The 20,183-nt window shown below is 69.1% G+C and carries 20 protein-coding genes and 1 pseudogene; 6 read left to right on the forward strand and 15 right to left on the reverse strand.

The features are described from left to right. Together ACK5KK_RS07220 and rpsO are read right to left on the reverse strand one after the other, a co-directional pair. On the reverse strand, nt 1-1,135 hold a 1,135-nt coding region (locus tag ACK5KK_RS07220; RefSeq protein WP_416889413.1), incomplete at its 3' end, for an aldehyde dehydrogenase family protein. Nucleotides 1,136-1,363: 228 nt separating this feature from the next. Further along, nucleotides 1,364-1,633 carry a 30S ribosomal protein S15 gene (gene rpsO, locus ACK5KK_RS07225; RefSeq protein WP_416889414.1) on the reverse strand — a complete coding sequence of 90 codons (270 nt, stop codon included), beginning with the start codon at nt 1,631-1,633 and terminating at the stop codon, nt 1,364-1,366. 124 nt (nt 1,634-1,757) lie between these two features. Here rpsO and ACK5KK_RS07230 point away from each other — a divergent pair, with 124 nt between their 5' ends. Next, on the forward strand, nt 1,758-1,979 hold the full coding sequence (locus tag ACK5KK_RS07230; RefSeq protein ID WP_416889415.1) for a DUF167 domain-containing protein: 222 nt from the start codon (nt 1,758-1,760) through the stop codon (nt 1,977-1,979). Then, nucleotides 1,976-3,286, forward strand: a complete 1,311-nt coding sequence (locus tag ACK5KK_RS07235) for an MFS transporter (protein ID WP_416889416.1) — start codon at nt 1,976-1,978, stop codon at nt 3,284-3,286. Before ACK5KK_RS07230 ends, ACK5KK_RS07235 begins: the two co-directional genes overlap by 4 nt. Before the next feature lie 3 nt (nt 3,287-3,289). Here ACK5KK_RS07235 and ACK5KK_RS07240 read toward each other — a convergent pair whose 3' ends face one another. From ACK5KK_RS07240 to ACK5KK_RS07275, 8 genes are all read right to left on the reverse strand, one after another. Further along, nucleotides 3,290-3,847, reverse strand: a complete 558-nt coding sequence (locus tag ACK5KK_RS07240; protein WP_416889432.1) for a YceI family protein — start codon at nt 3,845-3,847, stop codon at nt 3,290-3,292. Between the two features lie 150 nt (nt 3,848-3,997). Beyond that, nucleotides 3,998-4,366: an FKBP-type peptidyl-prolyl cis-trans isomerase gene (locus tag ACK5KK_RS07245; protein WP_416889417.1), complete on the reverse strand. Its 369-nt coding sequence runs from the start codon at nt 4,364-4,366 to the stop codon at nt 3,998-4,000. A gap of 373 nt (nt 4,367-4,739) precedes the next feature. Continuing rightward, nucleotides 4,740-5,912, reverse strand: coding sequence for a PrsW family intramembrane metalloprotease (locus ACK5KK_RS07250; protein WP_416889418.1), 1,173 nt, complete (start codon nt 5,910-5,912; stop codon nt 4,740-4,742). Nucleotides 5,913-5,994: 82 nt separating this feature from the next. Further along, nucleotides 5,995-6,402 carry a DUF4190 domain-containing protein gene (locus ACK5KK_RS07255; protein ID WP_416889419.1) on the reverse strand — a complete coding sequence of 136 codons (408 nt, stop codon included), beginning with the start codon at nt 6,400-6,402 and terminating at the stop codon, nt 5,995-5,997. Between the two features lie 73 nt (nt 6,403-6,475). Further along, nucleotides 6,476-7,936 (reverse strand): aspartate ammonia-lyase, encoded by a 1,461-nt coding sequence (locus ACK5KK_RS07260; RefSeq protein WP_416889420.1) that lies wholly within the window; start codon nt 7,934-7,936, stop codon nt 6,476-6,478. Nucleotides 7,937-8,073: 137 nt separating this feature from the next. Next, nucleotides 8,074-8,973: a metallophosphoesterase gene (locus ACK5KK_RS07265; protein ID WP_416889421.1), complete on the reverse strand. Its 900-nt coding sequence runs from the start codon at nt 8,971-8,973 to the stop codon at nt 8,074-8,076. Nucleotides 8,974-9,099: 126 nt separating this feature from the next. Continuing rightward, nucleotides 9,100-9,435: a peptidase gene (locus ACK5KK_RS07270; protein WP_416889422.1), complete on the reverse strand. Its 336-nt coding sequence runs from the start codon at nt 9,433-9,435 to the stop codon at nt 9,100-9,102. Beyond that, nucleotides 9,432-10,694 carry an anion permease gene (locus ACK5KK_RS07275; protein ID WP_416889423.1) on the reverse strand — a complete coding sequence of 421 codons (1,263 nt, stop codon included), beginning with the start codon at nt 10,692-10,694 and terminating at the stop codon, nt 9,432-9,434. Before ACK5KK_RS07275 ends, ACK5KK_RS07270 begins: the two co-directional genes overlap by 4 nt. A gap of 186 nt (nt 10,695-10,880) precedes the next feature. Between ACK5KK_RS07275 and ACK5KK_RS07280 the strand changes: the two genes are divergently transcribed. Both ACK5KK_RS07280 and ACK5KK_RS07285 read left to right on the forward strand, forming a co-directional pair. Next, nucleotides 10,881-12,992, forward strand: a complete 2,112-nt coding sequence (locus tag ACK5KK_RS07280) for a S9 family peptidase (RefSeq protein WP_416889424.1) — start codon at nt 10,881-10,883, stop codon at nt 12,990-12,992. After that, nucleotides 12,985-14,193 carry a cytochrome P450 gene (locus ACK5KK_RS07285; RefSeq protein WP_416889425.1) on the forward strand — a complete coding sequence of 403 codons (1,209 nt, stop codon included), beginning with the start codon at nt 12,985-12,987 and terminating at the stop codon, nt 14,191-14,193. The genes ACK5KK_RS07280 and ACK5KK_RS07285 overlap by 8 nt, the downstream gene beginning before the upstream one ends. A gap of 213 nt (nt 14,194-14,406) precedes the next feature. On the opposite strand, the gene ACK5KK_RS07290 is transcribed toward ACK5KK_RS07285, so the two are convergent. Together ACK5KK_RS07290 and ACK5KK_RS07295 are read right to left on the reverse strand one after the other, a co-directional pair. Beyond that, nucleotides 14,407-14,667 carry an FAD-dependent oxidoreductase gene (locus ACK5KK_RS07290; protein ID WP_416889426.1) on the reverse strand — a complete coding sequence of 87 codons (261 nt, stop codon included), beginning with the start codon at nt 14,665-14,667 and terminating at the stop codon, nt 14,407-14,409. Next, the gene (locus ACK5KK_RS07295; RefSeq protein ID WP_416889427.1) at nt 14,589-15,029 is read right to left on the reverse strand and encodes a hypothetical protein; all 441 of its coding nucleotides are present in this window, start codon (nt 15,027-15,029) and stop codon (nt 14,589-14,591) included. The genes ACK5KK_RS07290 and ACK5KK_RS07295 overlap by 79 nt, the downstream gene beginning before the upstream one ends. A 298-nt stretch (nt 15,030-15,327) precedes the next feature. Here ACK5KK_RS07295 and ACK5KK_RS07300 point away from each other — a divergent pair, with 298 nt between their 5' ends. After that, nucleotides 15,328-15,720 (forward strand): TIGR03618 family F420-dependent PPOX class oxidoreductase, encoded by a 393-nt coding sequence (locus ACK5KK_RS07300; RefSeq protein WP_416889428.1) that lies wholly within the window; start codon nt 15,328-15,330, stop codon nt 15,718-15,720. A gap of 228 nt (nt 15,721-15,948) precedes the next feature. Here the strand turns inward: ACK5KK_RS07300 and ACK5KK_RS07305 are convergent. After that, nucleotides 15,949-16,059, reverse strand: a pseudogene (locus ACK5KK_RS07305) (6-phosphofructokinase); the annotation flags it as partial. An 817-nt stretch (nt 16,060-16,876) separates the two neighbouring features. Between ACK5KK_RS07305 and ACK5KK_RS07310 the strand changes: the two are divergent. After that, entirely contained in the window at nt 16,877-17,605 is a 729-nt protein-coding gene (locus ACK5KK_RS07310; protein ID WP_416889429.1) for a TetR-like C-terminal domain-containing protein, read from the forward strand. 53 nt (nt 17,606-17,658) lie between these two features. On the opposite strand, the gene ACK5KK_RS07315 is transcribed toward ACK5KK_RS07310, so the two are convergent. Both ACK5KK_RS07315 and ACK5KK_RS07320 read right to left on the reverse strand, forming a co-directional pair. Beyond that, nucleotides 17,659-18,687 carry an ATP-dependent 6-phosphofructokinase gene (locus tag ACK5KK_RS07315; protein WP_416889430.1) on the reverse strand — a complete coding sequence of 343 codons (1,029 nt, stop codon included), beginning with the start codon at nt 18,685-18,687 and terminating at the stop codon, nt 17,659-17,661. A gap of 96 nt (nt 18,688-18,783) precedes the next feature. After that, nucleotides 18,784-20,183 (reverse strand): DEAD/DEAH box helicase (locus ACK5KK_RS07320; RefSeq protein WP_416889431.1); only part of this gene is annotated, 1,400 nt, incomplete at its 5' end.

Raw genomic sequence — 20,183 nt, forward strand, 5'->3', positions numbered from 1 at the left:
CGAATGCCGCGTTCCCGGGCGCGACATCGTCGAGGAGCGTGGGGGTGAAGAAGGGCCCGTCTTGACGGCCGCCGACGAGCATGCGTGCGCCCTCGGAGACCGCTCGGTCGACGATGTCGCCCAGGCGTCGGGCCTGTTCTTCATTGATGAGCGGTCCGATGTGAGTATCGGCCGCCGTCGGGTCGCCTACCCGCAACCCGGCGACGTGTGCGCGCAGTCGCTCCGTGTATTCGTCCGCGATCGATTCGTGAACCAGGTGACGGCCGGTCGCCATGCAGATCTGCCCCTGGTGCAGCAACGAGCCGGCGATGGCAGCCTCGACGGCGTGATCCAGATCGGCGTCGTCGAGGACGATCAGCGCGTTGTTGCCGCCGAGCTCCAGGACGACCTTCTTGAGAAGCCCACCTGCGAGCGCGCCGACGCGGCGCCCAGCCTCGGTCGACCCGGTGAACGAGATCACGTCGATGTCCGAACAACTGACGACCGCCTGGCCCGTCGCCGGCCCGCCCGGCAGCACATGCAACACTCCCGCGGGCAGACCCGCCGCCTCGAACGCGCGGGCGATGACGATCCCTCCCGAGATTCCGGTCTTCACGTCGGGTTTGAGAAGCACGGAGTTGCCCAACGCGAGAGCAGGGGCGACCGATCGCATCGCAAGCAGCATCGGTGCGTTCCACGGCGCAATGACACCGATGACGCCCGCAGGGACGCGGCGAGCCATCGACAACTCGATCGGGTCGACGCTCGGCAGCAACTCGCCGCATGGTTGGTCCACCAGCGCCGCCGCCGCACGAAGCTCCTCCACACACTTGTGGATCTCGCCGTCCACCTTTGCTGCGGTGGCACCCTCTTCGCGCTGCATCACGACGCGTTCCTCGCGCGTAAGCGCATCCAGATGGTCGGCGGCGCGATGCAGCACAGCAGCCCGCTGCACAAACGCGGTCTCCTCCCACCGCGGCTGCGCAGCGACCGCGCCGCGCCCGGCCGCGGTGACGTCGTCGGCATCGGCGACCCCGATCTCGCCGATGACCGCACCGGTTGCGGCCTCGGTCACGCTGTGGACGCCGCCGTGCGCGCGATGCCAGGAACCGGTGTAGACGGTTCCTGCCGTGATCTGTTCGAACAGCGAGGTCATGTCTGCTCCCGGGATCGTCCTTGATCGCGACTAGGCGTCGCCCACCGACAAGTCAACCGTTTCCGGCGCGGCGGATGAACGACACCGGGTCGGAATCTGCGCCCTCGAGATTGGACGCGCGGTCGCATCCTCGACTCACGAACTCGACGCACGACAGAGGGCCACCCACACCGTGGGCGGCCCTCTCAAGAATGTTTTGCGCGATTGAACGCTGGTGCGATGCCTTCCTTATCGGCGCAGGCCCAGGCGCTCGATCAGGGAACGGTAGCGTTCGATGTCGAGGTCCTGGAGGTAGCCGAGCAGTCGCCTGCGCTGACCGACGAGCAGGAACAAGCCGCGGCGCGAGTGGTGATCGTGCTTGTGCGTCTTGAGGTGCTCGGTGAGGTCCTTGATGCGCTGCGACAGCATCGCGACCTGCACCTCGGGGGATCCGGTGTCACCGGGGTGCGTCGCGTACTCTTCGATGATCGCCTTCTTGACGTCTGCTTCCAGTGCCATAGGTGATCCCCTTCCTTCTCGTTGCGCGGCGCCCAACGCCTAGCGCGTGGGCTCTCTTTATCCGCGGCCGTTCGACGGCAACCGCACAAGTCTACCCCACCGGTCAGGCCGATACGATCGGACCGTGAAGTACACCGTGCGGGTCAAGCCCGGCAGCAGGCATGGCCCTCGGGTCGAGGATGCCGGTGACCACCTCGTGGTGCACGTGCGCGAACGCGCCGCCGACGGCGCTGCCAACGCCGGTGTCGTCCGCGCCCTCGCCGACCACTTCACCGTCCCCCCATCACGCGTGACCATCGTGGGCGGGCACACCGCCCGGATCAAGCGCGTCGAGGTCGACGAGTGACGGCGCGGCTGGGCCGACACCACCTGATCGATCTGACGCCGCTGCGCACCAGCGCGGCGTTCGCCCGGCTCTGGGTCGGCACGACGCTGGCCGGCCTCGGTGGGCAGCTCACGATCGTCGCGATCATGCTGCACATGTACGACCTGACCGCGTCGACCCTGGCGGTATCGATGATCGCGGTCGCAGGCCTGGTGCCGATGGTGTTCGCGGGACTGTACGGTGGGATGCTCGCCGACGCGTTCGACCGCCGGCGCGTCGGCCTCATCGCCGCGACCGTCACCTTCACCTCCACCGCGGTCTTGATGGTGCTGACCTGGACTCACCTCGAGACGGTGGCCGCCCTGTACGCCATCGCCGTGGTGAATTCGGCCGCCAACTCGGTCGTGATGGCTGCTCGGCAGTCGATCGTTCCCCGACTGCTCCCCCGCGAACTGCTCCCGGCGGCGTCGGCTCTGGCGGGCATCACATCGGGAATCATGGTCTCGGTGGGTCCGGCGGCCGCCGGTCTGCTGGTCGCGTTCACCGGCTACGGCTGGACCTACACGATCGACGTCGTGCTGATGTCGGCGCTGTTCCTCGGACTGTGGACGCTGCCGCACATCCGGCCGCAGGGCGAGATCGTGCGCCCCGGCTGGCGTTCCCTCGTCGACGGGTGGCGGTTCTTGCGCCGCGCACCCAACATCCGGCTGCAGTTCCTGCTCGACATCGTCGCGATGACCTTCGGGCAGCCGCTCACACTGTTCCCGGCCATCGGCGCCGTGCTGCTCGGCGGCGGCGCCGTCACGGCGGGCCTGCTCACCGCCGCCTTCGCGGTGGGTGCGCTGCTGTCGAGCCTGTTCTCCGGCGCCGTGGCGCGTTACCGGTACCACGGACTCGGCATCGAGCGGGCCGTCATCGCCTTCGGTGTCATGATCAGCGTCTTCGGCGTCGTGCTGGTGCTGGCCGCGCTCGGGGTGGCCGCTCCGGCGACCGTCGATGCCGCCTCCGCCAACGTCGTCATGCTGGTGGCCGCGATCGCGGCTCTGGCGGGTGCGGGTGCGGCCGACAACATCAGCGCCATCTATCGCAACACCATGATGCAGGCAGCCGCCCCCGACGCGATGCGGGGGCGGCTGCAGGGCGTGTTCACCGTCGTGGTGACCGGCGGACCGCGCATGGGCGCGCTCTACGCCGGTACCATCGCGACCGCGACCACGCTCTGGTTCCCGCCGCTGCTGGGCGGGTTCATCATCATCGTGCTCGCGACCGTCCTGGTGCGGTTGACACCGCAGTTCCGGCGATACGACGCCGAGAACCCGGTGCCGTGAGAGTCAGGCCTGCAGGGCGAACTGCAGGTCGAGCGTGATGGTGACGTCCTTGCCGACCAGCACACCACCGGTCTCGAGCGCGGCGTTCCAGGTCAGCCCGAACTCTTCGCGGTCGACAACGGTCGTCGCGGTCGCCCCCGCCTTGTAGTTGCCGAAGGGGTCGGCGCCGAATCCGCCGAACTCGACCTCGAACGTCACGGCCTTGGTGACGCCGTGCATGGACAGGTCGCCGTCGACGAAGAAGTCACCGCCGGCGTAACGGACGCCGCTGGAGACGAAGTCGACGGTCGGGAACTTCTCGACGTCGAAGAAGTCGGCACTGCGCAGGTGCTCGTCGCGACCGGCGTCGCCGGTGTCGATCGACGCGACGTCTGCGCTGGCGGTGAGGGAGGTCGCCAGCGGGTTCTCGGGGGCCGTCAGCGTCGCGCTCTTGACGGCGAAGGTGCCCCGCACCTTCGAGATCATCATGTGGCGCACGGTGAAGCGGACGTCGCTGTGGGACGGGTCGAGGACCCACGTCCCTGCCTTGAAGCCGGGAAGGTCGGTGAGCGTGTCGGTCATCATTTTCTCCTGGTCGGTTGCCGCGACGATCGCGACGGTCACAGCAAGGCCAACGGGGCGCCGCGACGAGCTATTCCCACAAAATGCATTCGTCCGGATAAACCTCGGGGACCGGATGCGGCCGCATCCGGTCCCCGAGGTGTGATCGTCTCAGCCGACCGCGAGCCGGTCGATGACGAAGATGAGCGTGTTGCCCCCCAGGAAGTGACCGCCGGGCGGGCCGGAAGCCAGGTGCGGCGGGATGACCAGCTCACGCCTCCCGCCGACCTTCATCCCGGGGATCCCGTCCTGCCACCCCTGGATGAGACCGCGCAGCGGGAACTGGATGCTCTCGCCCCGGCTCCACGAGGAGTCGAACTCCTCTCCGGTGTCGAACTCGACCCCGAGGTAGTGGACGGTCACGGTGTCGCCGGGCGCCGCCTCGGCGCCGTCGCCGACGATGACGTCACGGATGACGAGGTCGGCGGGTGCAGCTCCGGTCGGTGCGTCGATCTCTGGCTTGGTGCGATCAGCAGTCATGCATCCATCCAAGCACGCCGGCCGCACACCGCTTCGCTCGATCGGCCTCGAGGTCTTGACAAGGGGTGCAGCGGCGCCCAAGAATAGGCGCAGATCAACTCAGCGCCCGGGTGTTTGCAGGCAGTGCCGCAGCACCGGGCGCTGAGTCGCGTCTGGGGCCCGGTTCGGCGACCGCGTCCTCCCACGGCTCTGGGATCGCTCGGCCATGGAGCCTGTCTCCCCTGCCCGTGCCCGTTCGAGCCCCCGCCCAGCCCCGGAAATCTGCAATTCTCCGGACGCACGACGCTGAGCCGGTGCGTTGTTGTGCAGATTGCCGGGATTGTGCAGACGACTCGAGCACGAAGCCGCGTGCTCGGACACACCTCTCCGGCCATCACGGGGCGAGCAGGGCGGCGCGGTCGGCCGCGGCCCGCGCGAGGAACACCCGCTCGTCCTCGGTGGCGTGCGGGTCTCGGCCGGTGATGGCGCGCTGCCGGGCGGCGGCGAGCCCGGTCGCGTCGACGATGAAGGCGCGCATGCGATCGGACCGGTCGCCGCGGAGCGTGCGCGCCCAGGCGATCGCGCCCCGCCTGCCGCTGCGCGTGGCGAGCATGTCGACTTCCGCCGTGGTGAACCAGCCGGCGCGCACGTAGTCGCCCAGCCGTTCCCGCGTCACGCGCGACTCTTCCCGCAGCAACAGCACCACGCCGATGATGAACAGTGCGAACAGCGGTACCTGAAGCGTCAGGTACAGCGAATAGAAGTCGGAGAACATCGCCGAGCCGTTCCAGAGCGCGTGCAGCGCGATGGCCCCGAACAGCCCGCCCGCCGCCGTGCCAACCGCCGCGGCCGGTCGCACCCCGGCGCGCGCCGCGGTCCCCAGAGCGTAGCCGGTGACCGCCGTGAACATGACGTGCGCGAACGGGGAGAGGATGCCGCGTAGGAAGAAGATCAGCGTCGCTCCCTCCACGCCGTGCTCGATCAGGCTGCTGGCGAAGTAGAGGATGTTCTCCGTGAAGGCGAACCCGGCGCCCACGAGGGCACCGTACACGATCCCGTCGACGGGTCCATCGAACGCCCGCCGCGCGAACACGAAGATGAGGAACACGCCGAGGCCCTTGGCGGCCTCTTCCACAACAGGCGCCTGCACGACGGACGAGAACGCCTCCGCCGCGAACGACTCACGGGCGCCGAGGATCAGAGACAGGCCGGCGTCGACGCCCAGAGCGATCCCGACCGACACGATCGCTCCCCACGCCACCGCGATGATCACGAGCGAGGTCGGTTCCGGCTCCCACCTGTCCACGAGGCGCACCGCCAGCAGGACACCGGCCAGCGGGATGAGCGCGAGCACCATCGCGATCACCGACGCGAACCCGCCCAGATACGTCAACAGGTACGAGACGAGGCCGATCAGCCCCACCGCCAGCAACGCGAAGATCCACATCGGCGCGGAGCGCCCACGCCGCGGTACGGCGGGCAACGCGGCGGCACGGGCGGGAGCGGCGGGGATCGCCGCCGGCTCGGCGTGGGGATCCTGGGCGAGGATCGAGGGATACGTCGTCACCGTCTCCGTGTTCCTTCCCGAGCGACCTCAGGCGTGGCGAAACGGTGCCGCACCGCGCGCGGGCGCGGCACCGTCGCACGCGTCAGGGACAGGTGACGGTGGTGATGCCGTCGTTGAGCAAGTGCTCACCGGGGCCGAGGTCCCCACACACCTCCGAGATCATATTGAGGCCCGCGATGAACAGGCTCACCACGACGATGAGGAGGATCAACTGCAACGCGAACACGATCCAGCCGACGATGATCCCGGCCTTGGCCGGGGTGTTCGCGATGCCGGCCTTCCGGCTCTGCGAGCGCCCGATGTAGGCGAGGATCAGACCGACAATCGGCATGAAGAAGGCGAAGATCAGCCCGACGATGCCGAGCGTCCGGCCCGGCTGGCTCCCCTGCGGCGCGGCCTGATAGCCCGGCGCGGGCTGTTCGGGGGCGGGCGGTGCCGGCTGATAAGCGGGCGTCTCGTTCGACGGCGTCGGGTTCTGCGGGTCGGTCATTGGGTTCCCTCCGAATGGGCCTGGGGGCCAGATACCCTCCGACGCTACCGAGTGCCGGCGCGCGCACGCAAAGTCAGCGGCCCTCCACGACGTTCTCGGCCGGTCGCACGATCGGGATCGTCTGCGTCACCGCTTCGAGCCCCGACAGCCGCGCGGGCGAGAGCTGCTTGTCCACCTCCGCACGCGACATGAGTCCCGCTTCGACCACGAGATCGGCGATGTTGCGCCCCGTCAGCAGCGCCGTCTTGGCCAGCGCGGCCGCCGCCGCGTACCCGATGTAGGGGGTCAGCGCCGTCACGACTCCGACGGACGAACCGACCATCGCACCCAGCCGCTCGCGGTTCGCGGTGATGCCGTCCACGCAATTGACCCGCAGCGTCCACATCGCGCGGCGCATCCAGGTGATGGACTGGAACAGCGAGTGCGCGATCACCGGCTCGAACGCGTTCAGCTGCAGTTGGCCGCTCTCGGCCGCCATCGTGACCGTGAGGTCGGCTCCCGCGACAGCGAAGGCGACCTGGTTGACGACCTCGGGGATCACCGGGTTCACCTTGCCCGGCATGATCGACGACCCCGCCTGCTGTGCGGGAAGGTTGATCTCGCCGAGCCCCGCCTGGGGGCCGCTGGAGAGCAGCCGCAGGTCGTTGCAGATCTTCGACAGCTTGATCGCGTTGCGCTTGAGCGAGGCGGAGAACGACATGAACGACCCGGTGTCGCTGGTGGCCTCCACGAGATCGTCGGCGGTGACCAGGTCGAGTCCGGAGATCTCCCGAAGGCGCTGCAGGACGGTCGGCGCATAGGCGGGATGGGTCGTGATGCCGGTGCCGATGGCGGTGGCCCCCATGTTGATCTCGTAGAGCAGGCGTGCGTTCTCGGTCATCCGCTGGTGGTCGAAGCCGAGACTGCTGGCGAACCCGTGGAACTCCTGGCCGAGGGTCATCGGCACGGCGTCCTGCATCTGCGTGCGCCCGATCTTCAAGACGTCGTGGAACTCGGCGGCCTTGTGCAGGAAGGCGGTGCGCAGCAGGTCGAGTTCCGCCAGCAACGAGCGCAGATCGAGGGAGAGCCCCACCTTGATCGCAGTGGGATACACGTCGTTGGTGGACTGACTGCGGTTGGTGTGGTCGATCGGCGACAGGAATCCGTAGTCGCCTTTGGGTCGCCCGGCCAGCTCCAACGCGATATTGGTGATGACTTCGTTGGCGTTCATGTTCGTCGACGTGCCGGCCCCGCCCTGGATGACCCCCACGACGAACTGCTCGTGGAACTCGCCGTCGATCACGCGCTGCGCCGCGCGGTCGATGAGGTCGGCCCGCTCGGCGTCGAGCACCCCGATGTCGCGGTTCGCTCTCGCGGAGGCCTGTTTGACGATCGCGAGGCCGCGGACAAGGTCGGCGTACACCGAGATGGGCCGCTGCGAGATCGGGAAGTTCGCCAAGGCCCGGGCGGTGTGGATGCCCCAATATGCGTCGGCGGGGATCTCCATCGATCCCAGAGAGTCGGATTCGGTGCGCATCGCCGCGTCCTGAGTCATCGTGCCTTCCTTGTGGGTGGTCACTGCTCGGTCGCTCGCGCCGAGGTGGGTCACCCGAGCCTATCCACGCGCCGCGACGGCCGAGTTCGACACGGCGTACAGCCGGCGACAGCGGATGCACCATCGAGGCGGATGCCTCAGCGCTTCCGCGAGAACTGTTCCAGACGTTCTTGGGGGCTGAGGGCGGCCATCCGGGCGATCCACGCCTCGTCGAACGTATCGGCGGTCGCGGCGGCGGCGACCGGCACGACGGTGTGCGTGATGGTCTCGTCGTAGATGTGCACGAGGTGGAACGACTGCCCGGCATCCATCCCGTTGACCCGGGCCGGCGGACGCTGCACGTTCATCGTGTAGCAGGTCGCGGCCGCCACCGACACCGGGACACCGGCGAACGTGCCGCTCATGGAATAGTGCAAGTGCCCGCCGAGGATGCCGCGCACATCCCGGTTCGCAATGACCTCCGCAAGTCGGTCCTGACCGCGCAGCTCCAGAACGTCGAATAGCGGAACATGACTGGGCAACGGCGGGTGGTGCAGCGCGAGGAGCGTGCCGTGCGGTGCCGGGGTGGACAGCTGGTCGTCGAGCCAGCGCAGCTGCGGCTCGTCGATCTCGCCGTGGTGCCAGCCCGGAACGCTGGTGTCCACAGCGATCAGCCGCAGCCCGCGAAGGTCCCACACCCCGGTCACAGGGTCGGCCGACGGCGCCCCGCGGAGCAGGCCCTCGCGCAGCGTCGGCCGCTCGTCGTGATTGCCTGCCACCCACACGACGGGGGCTCCCAGCGCGGCAGCGAACGGCTCGACCACGTCGCGCAGTTCCCGGTACGCGGCAGGTTCGCCCAGGTCGGTGAGATCGCCGGTGAAGACGAGAGCATCCGGCCGCACCCCCGTCGCAGCGACGGCTGCCAACGCGGCGGCCAGGTTCGCTGCCGTGTCGATGCGACCGGCCAGCGGGGCGTTGCCGGCGAGGAAGTGCGTATCGCTGAGATGCACGATCACTCGCTCAGCGGGGGCGTACCGGCCGAACTGCACGACATCCATGCCGCTCACCCTATTCGGAACAGGGAGCCCGCACAGTCGCGGAAATCTGCACTATCCCGGACGCAGGATGCTGACACGCTCCGCAGTTGTGCAGATTGCCGGAGTTGTGCGGATTGGTGCGCGGCCTCAGTGGTTGAACAGGATCAGCAGCAGGCCGCCGAGCACGGCGAGACCGGCGACGCCGAAGGAGGCCAGGGCGCCGATGTAGGCCAGCCGCTTCTGGCCGACGGTGAGCGGGCTCTTCTTCGCGGCCTTCGCGGCCGCCTTCGCCGCCCGCGCGAGGTCCTTGTCGCTCACGACCGTGATGGCGTCGGTGAACTCGGCGGGCGCGACCACGGGGGCGCGCCCGGCGCGCACGAGCAGGCGCAGGCCCACGGCATAGCACGTCACGACGATCGCCGCGCCCGCCAGCGCGGCCACGAAGACCTGGACGAAGGCGAGCCAGTCGATCGAGACGGTCATCGTTCGCCCCCTTCCGTCTCGTGCGTGGAGGCGGCCTTCCCGCGGGACTGCTGCTTCTGCTCCCGCTGCGCCCGGCGCTGCCGCCGCGTCGGCGACGGCCGGCGCGGCACCTTCACGGCACGTCCGGAATCGGCCACCTCACTCATCGCGTTGGCGTGGTTGACTTCGTTGCGCCGCGACCGCAGGAAGATGCCGAGCACGATCGCGACCGCTGCGACAGCGCCGACGATCACCCCGACCAGCTGACCGAGCCACAGCACGAGACCGGCGGCGAGCGCACCGACGGCGCCAGCGGCCGGAAGAGTGAGTACCCAGCCGATCATGATGCGCCCGGCGGTGCGCCAGCGCACGGTCGAGCCGCGCCGGCCCAGACCCGAACCGATCACCGACCCCGACGCGACCTGCGTCGTCGACAGCGCGAAACCGAGCGCACTGGAGGCGAGGATCGTGGAGGCCGTCGAGGCCTCGGCCGAGAAGCCCTGGGCGGGTTTCACGTCAGTGAGCCCCTTGCCGAGGGTACGGATGATGCGCCATCCGCCCATGTACGTGCCGAGCGCGATCGTGAACGCACACGCCACGATCACCCACAGCTGCGGCTCGTGATGGGCCGCGGACTGCCAGCCCACCGTGATCAGCGCGAGCGTGATGACCCCCATCGTCTTCTGCGCATCGTTGGTGCCGTGTGCGAGCGCGACGAGCGAAGAGGTGAAGATCTGCCCCCATCGGAAGCCGTCCCGCCCGTCGGGCTTGGAGTCGTACCGCCGCGTGACCGCGTACGCGATCCGGGTCACGGTGAACGCGATCAGTCCCGCCGTCAGCGGCGCGATCACCGCGGGCAGCACGACCTTCGACAGCACGACGCCGAAGTCGATGGCGGACGCACTCGCGCCGACGAGGGTGGCGCCGATCAGCCCGCCGAACAGCGCGTGCGACGAACTGGAGGGCAGTCCCAGCAACCAGGTCAGCATGTTCCACGTGATCGCGCCGACCAGCCCCGCGAAGATGATCGCCGGGAAGATCGCTGCCGACAGCTCCTCTTCACGGATCATGCCGCCGGAGATGGTCTTGGCGACCTCGGTGGACAAGAACGCGCCCACAAGGTTGAGGCCGGCCGCCAGCAGCACCGCGGTGCGGGGTTTCAGCGCCCCCGTCGCGATCGGCGTCGCCATGGCGTTCGCGGTGTCGTGAAAGCCGTTCGTGAAGTCGAAGAAGAGAGCAAGTGCGATGACCAGCAGGATGATCAAGGGGGCGATCTCCACAGGTGACCTTCCGTCTGAGGTGCGAGGGAGGATGCCGACTCGCATCGGCGGGCGCGAACGAAGAGTTCACCGTGGGTTCACTGTCCGGCAACCGGACCACTCAGTATCCTGTCACACCCGCGGGGTCGCCGATAGCCAGGACACCAGAACGCTCATTGCGTCCGGGGGTGCGGTTACGGTGGACACGTGACCGCACCTCAGCCTGCCGCTCCGATCGCCGACCGCCGCCCGACGCTTCGCGCGCATCACTCCGACACGTTCGCCGACCCCTACGAGTGGCTGCGCGACAAGGACGACGACCGGGTGCGCGCGCACCTGGAGGCCGAGAACGCCTACACGGATGCGCGGACCGCTCATCTCGCCCCGTTGCGGGAGCGCATCTTCGACGAGATCAAGTCACGCACCCAGGAGACCGACCTGTCGGTGCCGTCGCGCCACGGCCGATGGTGGTACTACAGCCGCACCGTGGCCGGTCAGCAGTACGGCATCCACTGCCGGGCACCGCTCCGGTCGGAAGACGACTGGACGCCGCCGGTGCTCGATCCCGGCGTCGAGGTCCCCGGCGAGCAGGTGCTGCTCGATGACAACGCCGAGGCCGCCGGGCAAGAGTTCTTCTCGCTCGGCACGTTCGACGTGTCCAGCGACGGGGAGCGGCTCCTGTGGGGGATCGACGTCGCCGGCGACGAGCGGTACACGCTGCGCGTGCGCGACCTCACGACCGGCGCCGACCTCGACGACACCATCGAGGGGACCTTCTCCGGCGCCACCCTCTCCCCCGATGGTCGCCACGTCATCTACACGACCGTCGACGACGCCTGGCGCCCCGACACGGTGTGGTTGCACGAGGTCGGCACCCCGTCCCGTGCGGACACGACGCTGTTCCACGAGCCCGACGAGCGATTCTGGGTGGGCGCGGGATTCAGTCGAAGCGAGCGATACCTGATGATCGAGATCGGGTCGTCGATCACCAGCGAGGAGCTGCTGGTCCCCGCCGACGACCTACGTGCCGAGCCCCGCTCGGTGTGGCCGCGTCGCGAGGGCGTGGAGTACTCCGTGACGCACGCGATCGTCGACGGCGTCGACGAGCTCTACGTGCTGCACAACGACAACGCCCTGGACTTCGAGTTGGTGCGCGTGCGCGCCGACGACCCGGAGGGGCCGCGAGAGGTCGTCCTCCCCCACGAACCGGGCCGGCGCCTGCTGCACATGTCGGCGTTCCGCGACTGGGGCGTCGTGTCCTATCGACGGGAGGGCCTGCCTCGCCTCGCACTGCTGGACTATGCGGCGAACGATCTGCGCGAGATCGAGTTCGCGGAGCCGCTCTACGCGGTCGGCGCCTCCGGCAACCCCGAGTGGGCGCCGCCGATGCTGCGCCTGGGCTACGGATCGTTCGTGACGCCGGGAACCGTCTACGACTACGTCGTCGCAACGGGCGAGTTCCTGCTGCGCAAGCAGCAACCGGTACTGGGCGGCTACGACCCCGCCGACTACGGGCAGCGACGGCTGTGGGCGCGGGCCGACGACGGCACGCAGGTCCCGATCTCGCTGGTCTGGAAGCGCTCGTTCGGCGACCCGGCCGACGGCGCCCGCCCGGTGCATCTGTACGGCTACGGATCGTACGAGCACTCGATCGATCCGGGGTTCTCGGTGGCGCGCTTGTCCCTGCTCGACCGCGGCGTCGTGTTCGCCGTCGCGCACGTGCGCGGTGGCGGCGAGATGGGCCGTCAGTGGTACGAAGGGGGCAAGCTCGACCACAAGCGCAACACCTTCACCGACTTCATCGCCTGTGCGCAGCATCTGGTCGATGCCGGCATCACCGCGCCCGAACGCCTCGTTGCCGAGGGTGGTTCGGCGGGCGGACTCCTCATGGGCGCCGTCGCCAATCTCGCACCGCAGCTGTTCGCTGGCATCCTCGCCGATGTCGCGTTCGTCGACGCGCTGACGACGATCCTCGACCCGTCGCTGCCACTGACGGTCATCGAGTGGGATGAGTGGGGCGACCCGCTCCATGACCCCGACGTCTACGCGTACATGAAGTCCTACTCCCCCTACGAGAACGTCCGCGCGAAGGTCCCCTACCCGCGCATCCTCGCCACGACCTCCCTGAACGACACCCGCGTCCTCTACGTCGAGCCGGCGAAGTGGGTGGCCCGGCTGCGCGAGGTCGGTGCCGACGCGCTCCTGCGTTGCGAGATGGTCGCCGGCCACGGTGGGGTGAGCGGTCGATACAACGCGTGGCACCAACGCGCATTCGAGCTGGCGTGGCTGCTGGACGTCCTGAGGCTCGCCGATGACTGACACCTGTCCCGCCTCCGACCGCAAGAGCATCCGGCTCGGCGAGGCCCAGGATCCTCCCGTCGACGCGGTCGATGGCGTCTGGCGGGTGCGGTCGCTGGCCACCGCTCGCGCCCTGCTGCGCGAGCCCCACGCGACAGTCCAGGCCGGATTCAACGCCGAAGACGTGCGGCGCGCGCCCACCCGTCCGCCGCTCCTGTTCGCCGACCGCGACGCGCACCGGCGACAGCGGCGGCAGGTCGCACGCTTCCTCACGCCGAAGGCCGTGTCGGAGAACTACCGCGAGCTCATGGAGCGGCGCGCGCGGGAACTGGTCGACGAGATGGCCGCCGCCGACGAGGTGGATCTGGCCGACGTGTCCTTGCGCTTCTCCGTCGACATCGCGGCGGAAGTGATCGGCCTTACCGCCAGCGACCGTGACGCGATGACGGCACGGCTGGAGCGCTTCTTCTCCATCGGGCACGTCGCCCCCGATGCCGTGCGCAGCAGACTCGCGCGCGTGGGCCAGCTGGCGACCGCGCAGCGCCACCTGTGGTGGTTCCACCTCAAAGACGTACGCCCCGCCGCCCGATCGCGCCGCCGCGAGCCACACGACGACATCATCTCCCACCTGGTCGCCGAGGGGTGCAGCGACATCGACGTCCTCATCGAGGTGCTCACCGTGGCCGCCGCCGGAATGGTGACCACACGCGAGTTCATCTCGATGGCCGCGTGGCACCTGCTGGAGCGGCCGGCTCTGCGCGCGGAGTTCACGTCCGCCGACGCCGAACGACGGGCCGCGATCCTCGCCGAGGTTCTCCGGCTCGAGCCCGTCGTCGGCCATCTGCACCGGCGCGCCACCCGCGATATCCGCCTCGACGGCGCGGAGGGTGCGTTCACCGTGCCCGAAGGAGCGCTCATCGACCTGTTCGTCCGGCCCGCCAACGCCGACGTCGGCGACGATGGACTGCGGCTGTGCCCGGGGCGGCCGACTCCCCAGGGGGTCGGCGCGGAGGCGCTGAGCTTCGGCGACGGTGCGCACAAATGCCCCGGCAACGCACTCGCGCTGCAGGAAGCCGATGTGCTGCTACGGACGCTCCTCGCCCACGACGTCACGTTGACGGCGCCGCCCCGGCTGGGGTGGAACGACGTGATCGCCGGATACGAACTGCGCGGCATGATGCTGCGGGTCGGTCAACCGAAGAGCGCAACCGCCTCATCGTAACGGTACCGGGGCACCATGTTCAGCTCGCCGAGGGCATCCACGAACGGACGGGTGGATCATCCAAGAGTGGCTCACGATGCCGACGCGGGCCGGAGTCCCTGGTGTTCGATCAGCGCAGGGCGGTGACGACGTCGTTCGCTGGATGAGAGGAATCTCACGCGAGGCAGGGGCGACGGAGAATACCGATGCGCGGGGCGCGCTGCTGCCTGCCCGTCAGGGCGCAGCGTTCGCCAAGTCTTCGTGCACCCTTGCGGCGGCGACCAATCCGCTCCGAACGGCACCCTCCATCCAACCGGTCCACTGCAGCGAGTGGTCCGCGCCGGCGAAGTAGACGCAACCGTGGGGCGCCGCGAACGCGCGACAGTCGCCACTGGATATCCACCCGGGATCCGCGGTCATCGATGTCCCATCGGAGAACTCGTCACTGTTCCAGTCGTGGGTATCGACGGCGATGACCTCGATCTCGGGAAGCACCTTCTCCAGTGCCGCCTGTGGCGTTGGTTGCGCACGTCGCCCGCGTCCCACAGGCGCGACATGCGGTGGGGGGTCTTGTCCGTCTCGGGGGCGATCGTGGTTGCCTCGGTGAAGACGACACCCCAGCCGCCTTCAGCCCTCATGCCACGATACGCAGCCGCCGACCCCGGGTTGTCGGAGCCGAATCCGATCGCATGGGGAGTGCACCAGAACCGGTTCTTGGCGGTCTTCGGCCCGATCCGCACGGGTTCGAAGAGCACCGAGTAGCGGTCGTCCAAGGCCATCTTGCGCACCCTCCTTATCTCTGCGGCACACACCGGGCCATGCACACGATAGCCACGACCGCAGTCACAGCGATTCATGCAGTTCACAGTTGAAGTCGCATTCCCTCAGAAGATCACCAACTGTCGGCCGGATCGTTCAAGCCACCAGCACGACCGGCGCACTGCTCGACATGCCGCCGCGCGTCCACGAGCAGAAACTCGGCCTCGACACTCCCCTCGCAAGTCCGCTCCTTTCCGCCGTCGATCGATTCCAGCCGGATCGTCGCATCAGCCTTGTCGGAGGCGAGTCGCCCGCTGCCGCCGGATGTTGACCGCAACCGCGGTTCTCCCATCGGCGACACGGAATAGCCCGCGCACCGATGCGGTTTCATCCGCCATGCCACTCGACTCCGATCTTTCAACCCTCGCGAACGGCGCGAACTTCGGCGCCCTGACCACCCTCACGGCCAGCGGCCAGCCCCGCACCCACATCATGTGGATCGACGCCGACGACGATCATCTCCGGTTCAACACTGAGGTGCACCGCGCCAAGTTCCGCGACATCGAGCGTGACGGGCGCGTCACGATCACGGTATGGAACGCGGCTGACCCCTATCAGTACGTCGAAGCCCGCGGCCACGTCGCCGAGACCGTCACCGGGCCCGAAGCCCGCGCCCACATCGACGGACTGTCGCGGGTGTACACCGGGGCCGACTACGCGAACCCGATCCAGACCGAACGCGTCATGGTGAAGGTCACCGTCGACCGCGTGCACAAGAACGGGATCTGACCTCCACGCGAGGTGCGGGCCCGCGTGGTGGCAGCCTGACTGCCGCTGAAACACGTCAACAGCGGGGCGCTTGCACATCATCGTCGCAACATCCATCGCCGATCTTCCGTGGGCGCTGAGGTCGGTTCCCACGACCGTGCCATCACGGCCGCTCTTTTGGCCGCGCAACGAAACATGGTCGGCGGCACGCCCGCTCAGTACGCCCTCACGACGTCGCCGCCCTGCGTGTCAGCCGAAGAGCGCAGCCGCCTCGTCGTAACGGTACCGGGGCACCGTGTTCAGCTCGCCGAGGGCATCTGCGAACGGTACCCGCACGATGTCGGTCCCGCGCAGCGACACCCCTGCTGCGGTGCGAGATGGTCGCCGGGCACGGTGGCGTCTCTGGGCGCTACAACGCCTGGCGCGAGCGCGCCTTCGAGCTCGCGTGGCTGTTGCATCGCCGACGTCTGACGCGCGACGACCCGGCCCCGGGGTGGCGCACAGGCCCCGGGTCCCCCGCGGAAGGTCGGCGCAGAACCGCTCGTCGCCGATCCGCCGCCCACACGTGTCGCCCCCGCTGACCGGCCGCACGGGCGGCGGCAGAGTCCCACCAAGCCTGCGCTGTCATTCCACAGGCGGTCCCGGGCCTCTTCGCTGCGCGCCACCGCCGACGGCTCCTTCCACACGAGCTTTCCCTTCTCAGCGCGGCGTAGTACGCCCCGTCGCGTGGCGCGCGTCGGCTGAGTGCCAGGTCGGCCAGCGCGGCCCCCGCCGTCTCTGGGCGGTTCACCTTCGGCGCCAGCACTCCGAGAGGGCCGCCCAGTGCTGCCCAGCCCACCCGCAGCGGCAGCGGCATCGCCCGCACGAGGTGGGTGCCGGGCGTCTGGCCGGGGCAGAAGGCGATGCCAACGATCCCCCGTTGCCTCACCTCCGGCAGGGCCGTCAGCCCCCGCACCGTGAGCAGGCAGCACAGCTTGGAGGCGGCGTAGGCGCGCCTGCCGGCGATCCCGGGCCTCTCGCGCACGGGTTCGCGTTCCGGGTGAGCGAGCAGGGAGGCGTCGGCGTGCCGGGGCACCGGAAGGCCGGACCTCTCGGCCGGATCATGGGTGCCGCTGGTCGTGATCGTGACGGTCGCGGTGTCTGCCAGCTGGTCCAGGAGCAGTCGAATCAGGAGGTAATGCGCCAGGTGATTGACGGCGAACGTCGTCTCGTAGCCGTCACCGGTCCGCGCGGCCACATCGCCCCGCAGCATTCCGGCGTTCAGTACCAGGGCGTCGATCCGGCGACCATCCAGGCTCTGCCCGAGATCGTGTACGAGTCGGCACACGCCGTCGAGCGAGGCGAGATCCAGCGCGAGCACCTCTGCCGAGGCGAGCTGCTCCGGCGCCCGACCGCGCGCACCCACGATCAATCGCGCGGCGGGCTCTGCGAGCACCTGCCCCGCGGCAAGGCCGCGATCTACCGCCGCTACCGGTCGAAGGCAGAACTGCTCCTCGGCTCCACCGCGTATGCGACGCCCGGCCCGACCCCCGACACCGGCACGCTGCGGGGTGACCTGCTGGCCCTGGCCACATCGATCCGGGATGACATGAGCGCGCCGGTGACCCGTGAGGTCACCGCGCACGTCGTCGTTGAGATCGGTGAGTCACCCGCCCTCGCCGACCGGCTCCACGAGGCCTTCGTCGTCGGCGAGATCGACGAGGTCAGGGCCGTTCTGGAACGAGCCGTCGAGCGGGGGGAACTACACGACCTTCCCGATGTCACCGCCATCCACCGTCTTCTGGGAGGGGCCCTGTTCTACGCGATCTACGTCGTCGGGGACATCCCGGGCGACGCACAGCTGGCGAGCATCGCCGACCTGATCACGGCCGGTTGCGTGACGTGCGGGGCCCCTGGACGCCACTAGCGCGGATCCTCCGTCCGGCGGAGACGGCCGGTGGCACGCAGCGGGCACGCGCGTCACCCGAACAGCGCAGCGGCTTCCTCGTAGCGGTGCACGGGCACGGTGTTGAGTTCGCCGAGCGCCTCGGCGAACGGCACCGTGACGATGTCGGTGCCGCGAAGCGCCACCATCTGGCCCCACGACTCCGCCACGACACCGTCGGCGGCGTGCAGCCCCAGGCGCGTGGCCAGCACGCGGTCGAAGCCCGACGGCGATCCTCCGCGCTGGATGTGTCCCAGTACCGTCGCGCGCGTCTCGATTCCCGTGATGCGCTCGATCTCGGGTGCGAGCACCTCGCCAATGCCGCCCAGACGCGGCCGGTTGAAGGCGTCGAGACCCTTGTCGCTGAACGCCTCGTCCATGCCGCTGAGCTTGAACCCCTCCGAGACGACGACCAGCGGCGCACGTCCGCGATCGTGGGCCTTGAGCACCTGCTCGGTGATCTCGTCGAGCGAGAGCGGGACCTCCGGGATGCAGATGACATGCGCGCCGGCCGCGATGCCTGCGTGCAGTGCGATCCAGCCGACGTGGCGGCCCATCACCTCGGCGACCATGCAGCGCTGGTGCGAGTCCCCCGTCGTGCGCAACCGGTCCATCGCGTCGGTGGCGATGTTGACGGCGGTGTCGAACCCGAACGAGTAGTCGGTAGCACGCAGGTCGTTGTCAATGGTCTTGGGGACACCGAGCACGTTGATGCCGTCGTCCGCGAGCCGCGCGGCGGCCGCGAGCGTGCCCTCCCCGCCGATTGCGACGATGCCGTCGATGCGGTGCCCGTAGAGCGTCTTGGAGATGTTCTCGGCGCCACCGCGCGAGCCCTCGTACGGGTTGGTGCGGCTGGTGCCGAGGATGGTCCCGCCGACTTTCGACAGCCCCTTCACCTCGTGCCGGGTCAACGGGAAGAAGTCGCCGTCGACCACGCCGCGCCATCCGTCGCGGATGCCGACGAAGTCGACGTCGTAGGCGGTGGTTCCCTTCAGAACGATGCCGCGGATGACCGCGTTCAGGCCGGGGCAATCGCCGCCGGAGGTGAGGATGCCGATCTTCATGATGTGGGGGTCCTTTGGGGCAGTCGGGTAGAACGACGGCAACGGTGCCTCACTGGGAGAATACTGCCGCGTGCACCGTGGTGCCACACGGGAACGTCACACAGCGCCGAGCGCCTGGCGCAGCAGATGCTGCAACGCGGACAACTGCACCGAGTCTCCCGAGTCGGGGCCGGTCCCGACACCGTCGAGGGCGCGGGCGGCGAGTCCTTCCTTGGAGTCGATCAGCTCGGCGATCTTCGTGTCGAGCGTGTGCGCCGCGATGATCCGCCACGCCGTGACCGGCTCGTCCTGACCGATCCGGTGCACCCGGTCGATCGCTTGCGTCTGCTCCGCCGCCGTCCACGACAGCTCCGCGAGCACCACGTTGGAGGCGGCCTGCAGGTTCACCCCGACGCCCGCCGCGGTCAGCGAACACACCGCGACGGCGACCTCCGGGTCGTTGTTGAACGCGTCGATCGCGCCCTGCCGTGCGGGAGTGGTCTGATCGCCACGCACCGAGACGGTGCGCAGGCCCGCCGCCGCGAAGTGGTGCTCGGCGGCATCCATGACGTCGATGTGCTTGGCGAAGAACACCACCTTGCCGACCGACCGTTGCAACTGCGCGGCGTAGTCGGCCGCCAGGACCGCCTTGGCCTGGCCGATGCGGCGCACCATGGTGAACACGTTGTCGCCGCCGGTACCGGCCCCGCGCGACTCCTCCAGCTCGCCCTCGGCGACCAGGCGGACGATGTCCTCGTCCACCTCGCCGTAGACGACGGTGTCGCCGCGCGCCTCGATGATCCGGCGGTACTTGGCTGCGAGCCGCTCGCCCAGCTCCTGCTCGGCGGCGCGGATCGACCGGCCGAACTCGTCGTCCAGTTCCACCGGCAGGTCGGCGATGAGCTTGTCGGGCAGATCGGCGGCGACATCCTTTTTCTTACGCCGCACGATACCCATCGAGATGACCGCGTCCCTCGCTTCGGGATAGAACGCCTTGTCCGCCGGGGTGAGCCCGGTCGCGTCGAGCTTGCCCATCAGTTCGCGGCCGGGCTTCTCGCCGTTGGTCCAGCCGAGGAAGCGCCAGATCGCGTCGAAGTCCTCGACGTCGTTGATCAGCGGGGTTCCGGTCAGGGCGAGCATGAGCGGGTGACGCACCTGCTCGCGCACCCGGCTGGCCAGCGCCAGCACGTTCTGCGACCGCTGCGAGGAGAGGTTCTTGATGAAGTGCGCCTCGTCGACGACGAGGCCCTTCAGACCGAGCGAGCTCAGCCACGACAGGTGCCGGTCGAGCACCTCGTAGTTGACGATGAACACGTCCGCGAACGCGTCGACCTCGTCGCCGTCGCCGTGGATGACCGTCGCGCGGCGCTGCGGCGTCCACCGCTCCACCTCGCGGGCCCAGTTCATCTTGACGACGTTGGGGACAACGGCCAGCAGCGGATACGCGCCCGCGACCGAGGCTGCCAGCACCGACTCGGCGGTCTTGCCGAGCCCTGGCTCGTCGGCCAGCAGGAAGC

Origin of the sequence: Microbacterium sp., from assembly GCF_047972865.1 — a bacterium.
In the GTDB taxonomy this organism is placed as follows: domain Bacteria; phylum Actinomycetota; class Actinomycetes; order Actinomycetales; family Microbacteriaceae; genus Microbacterium.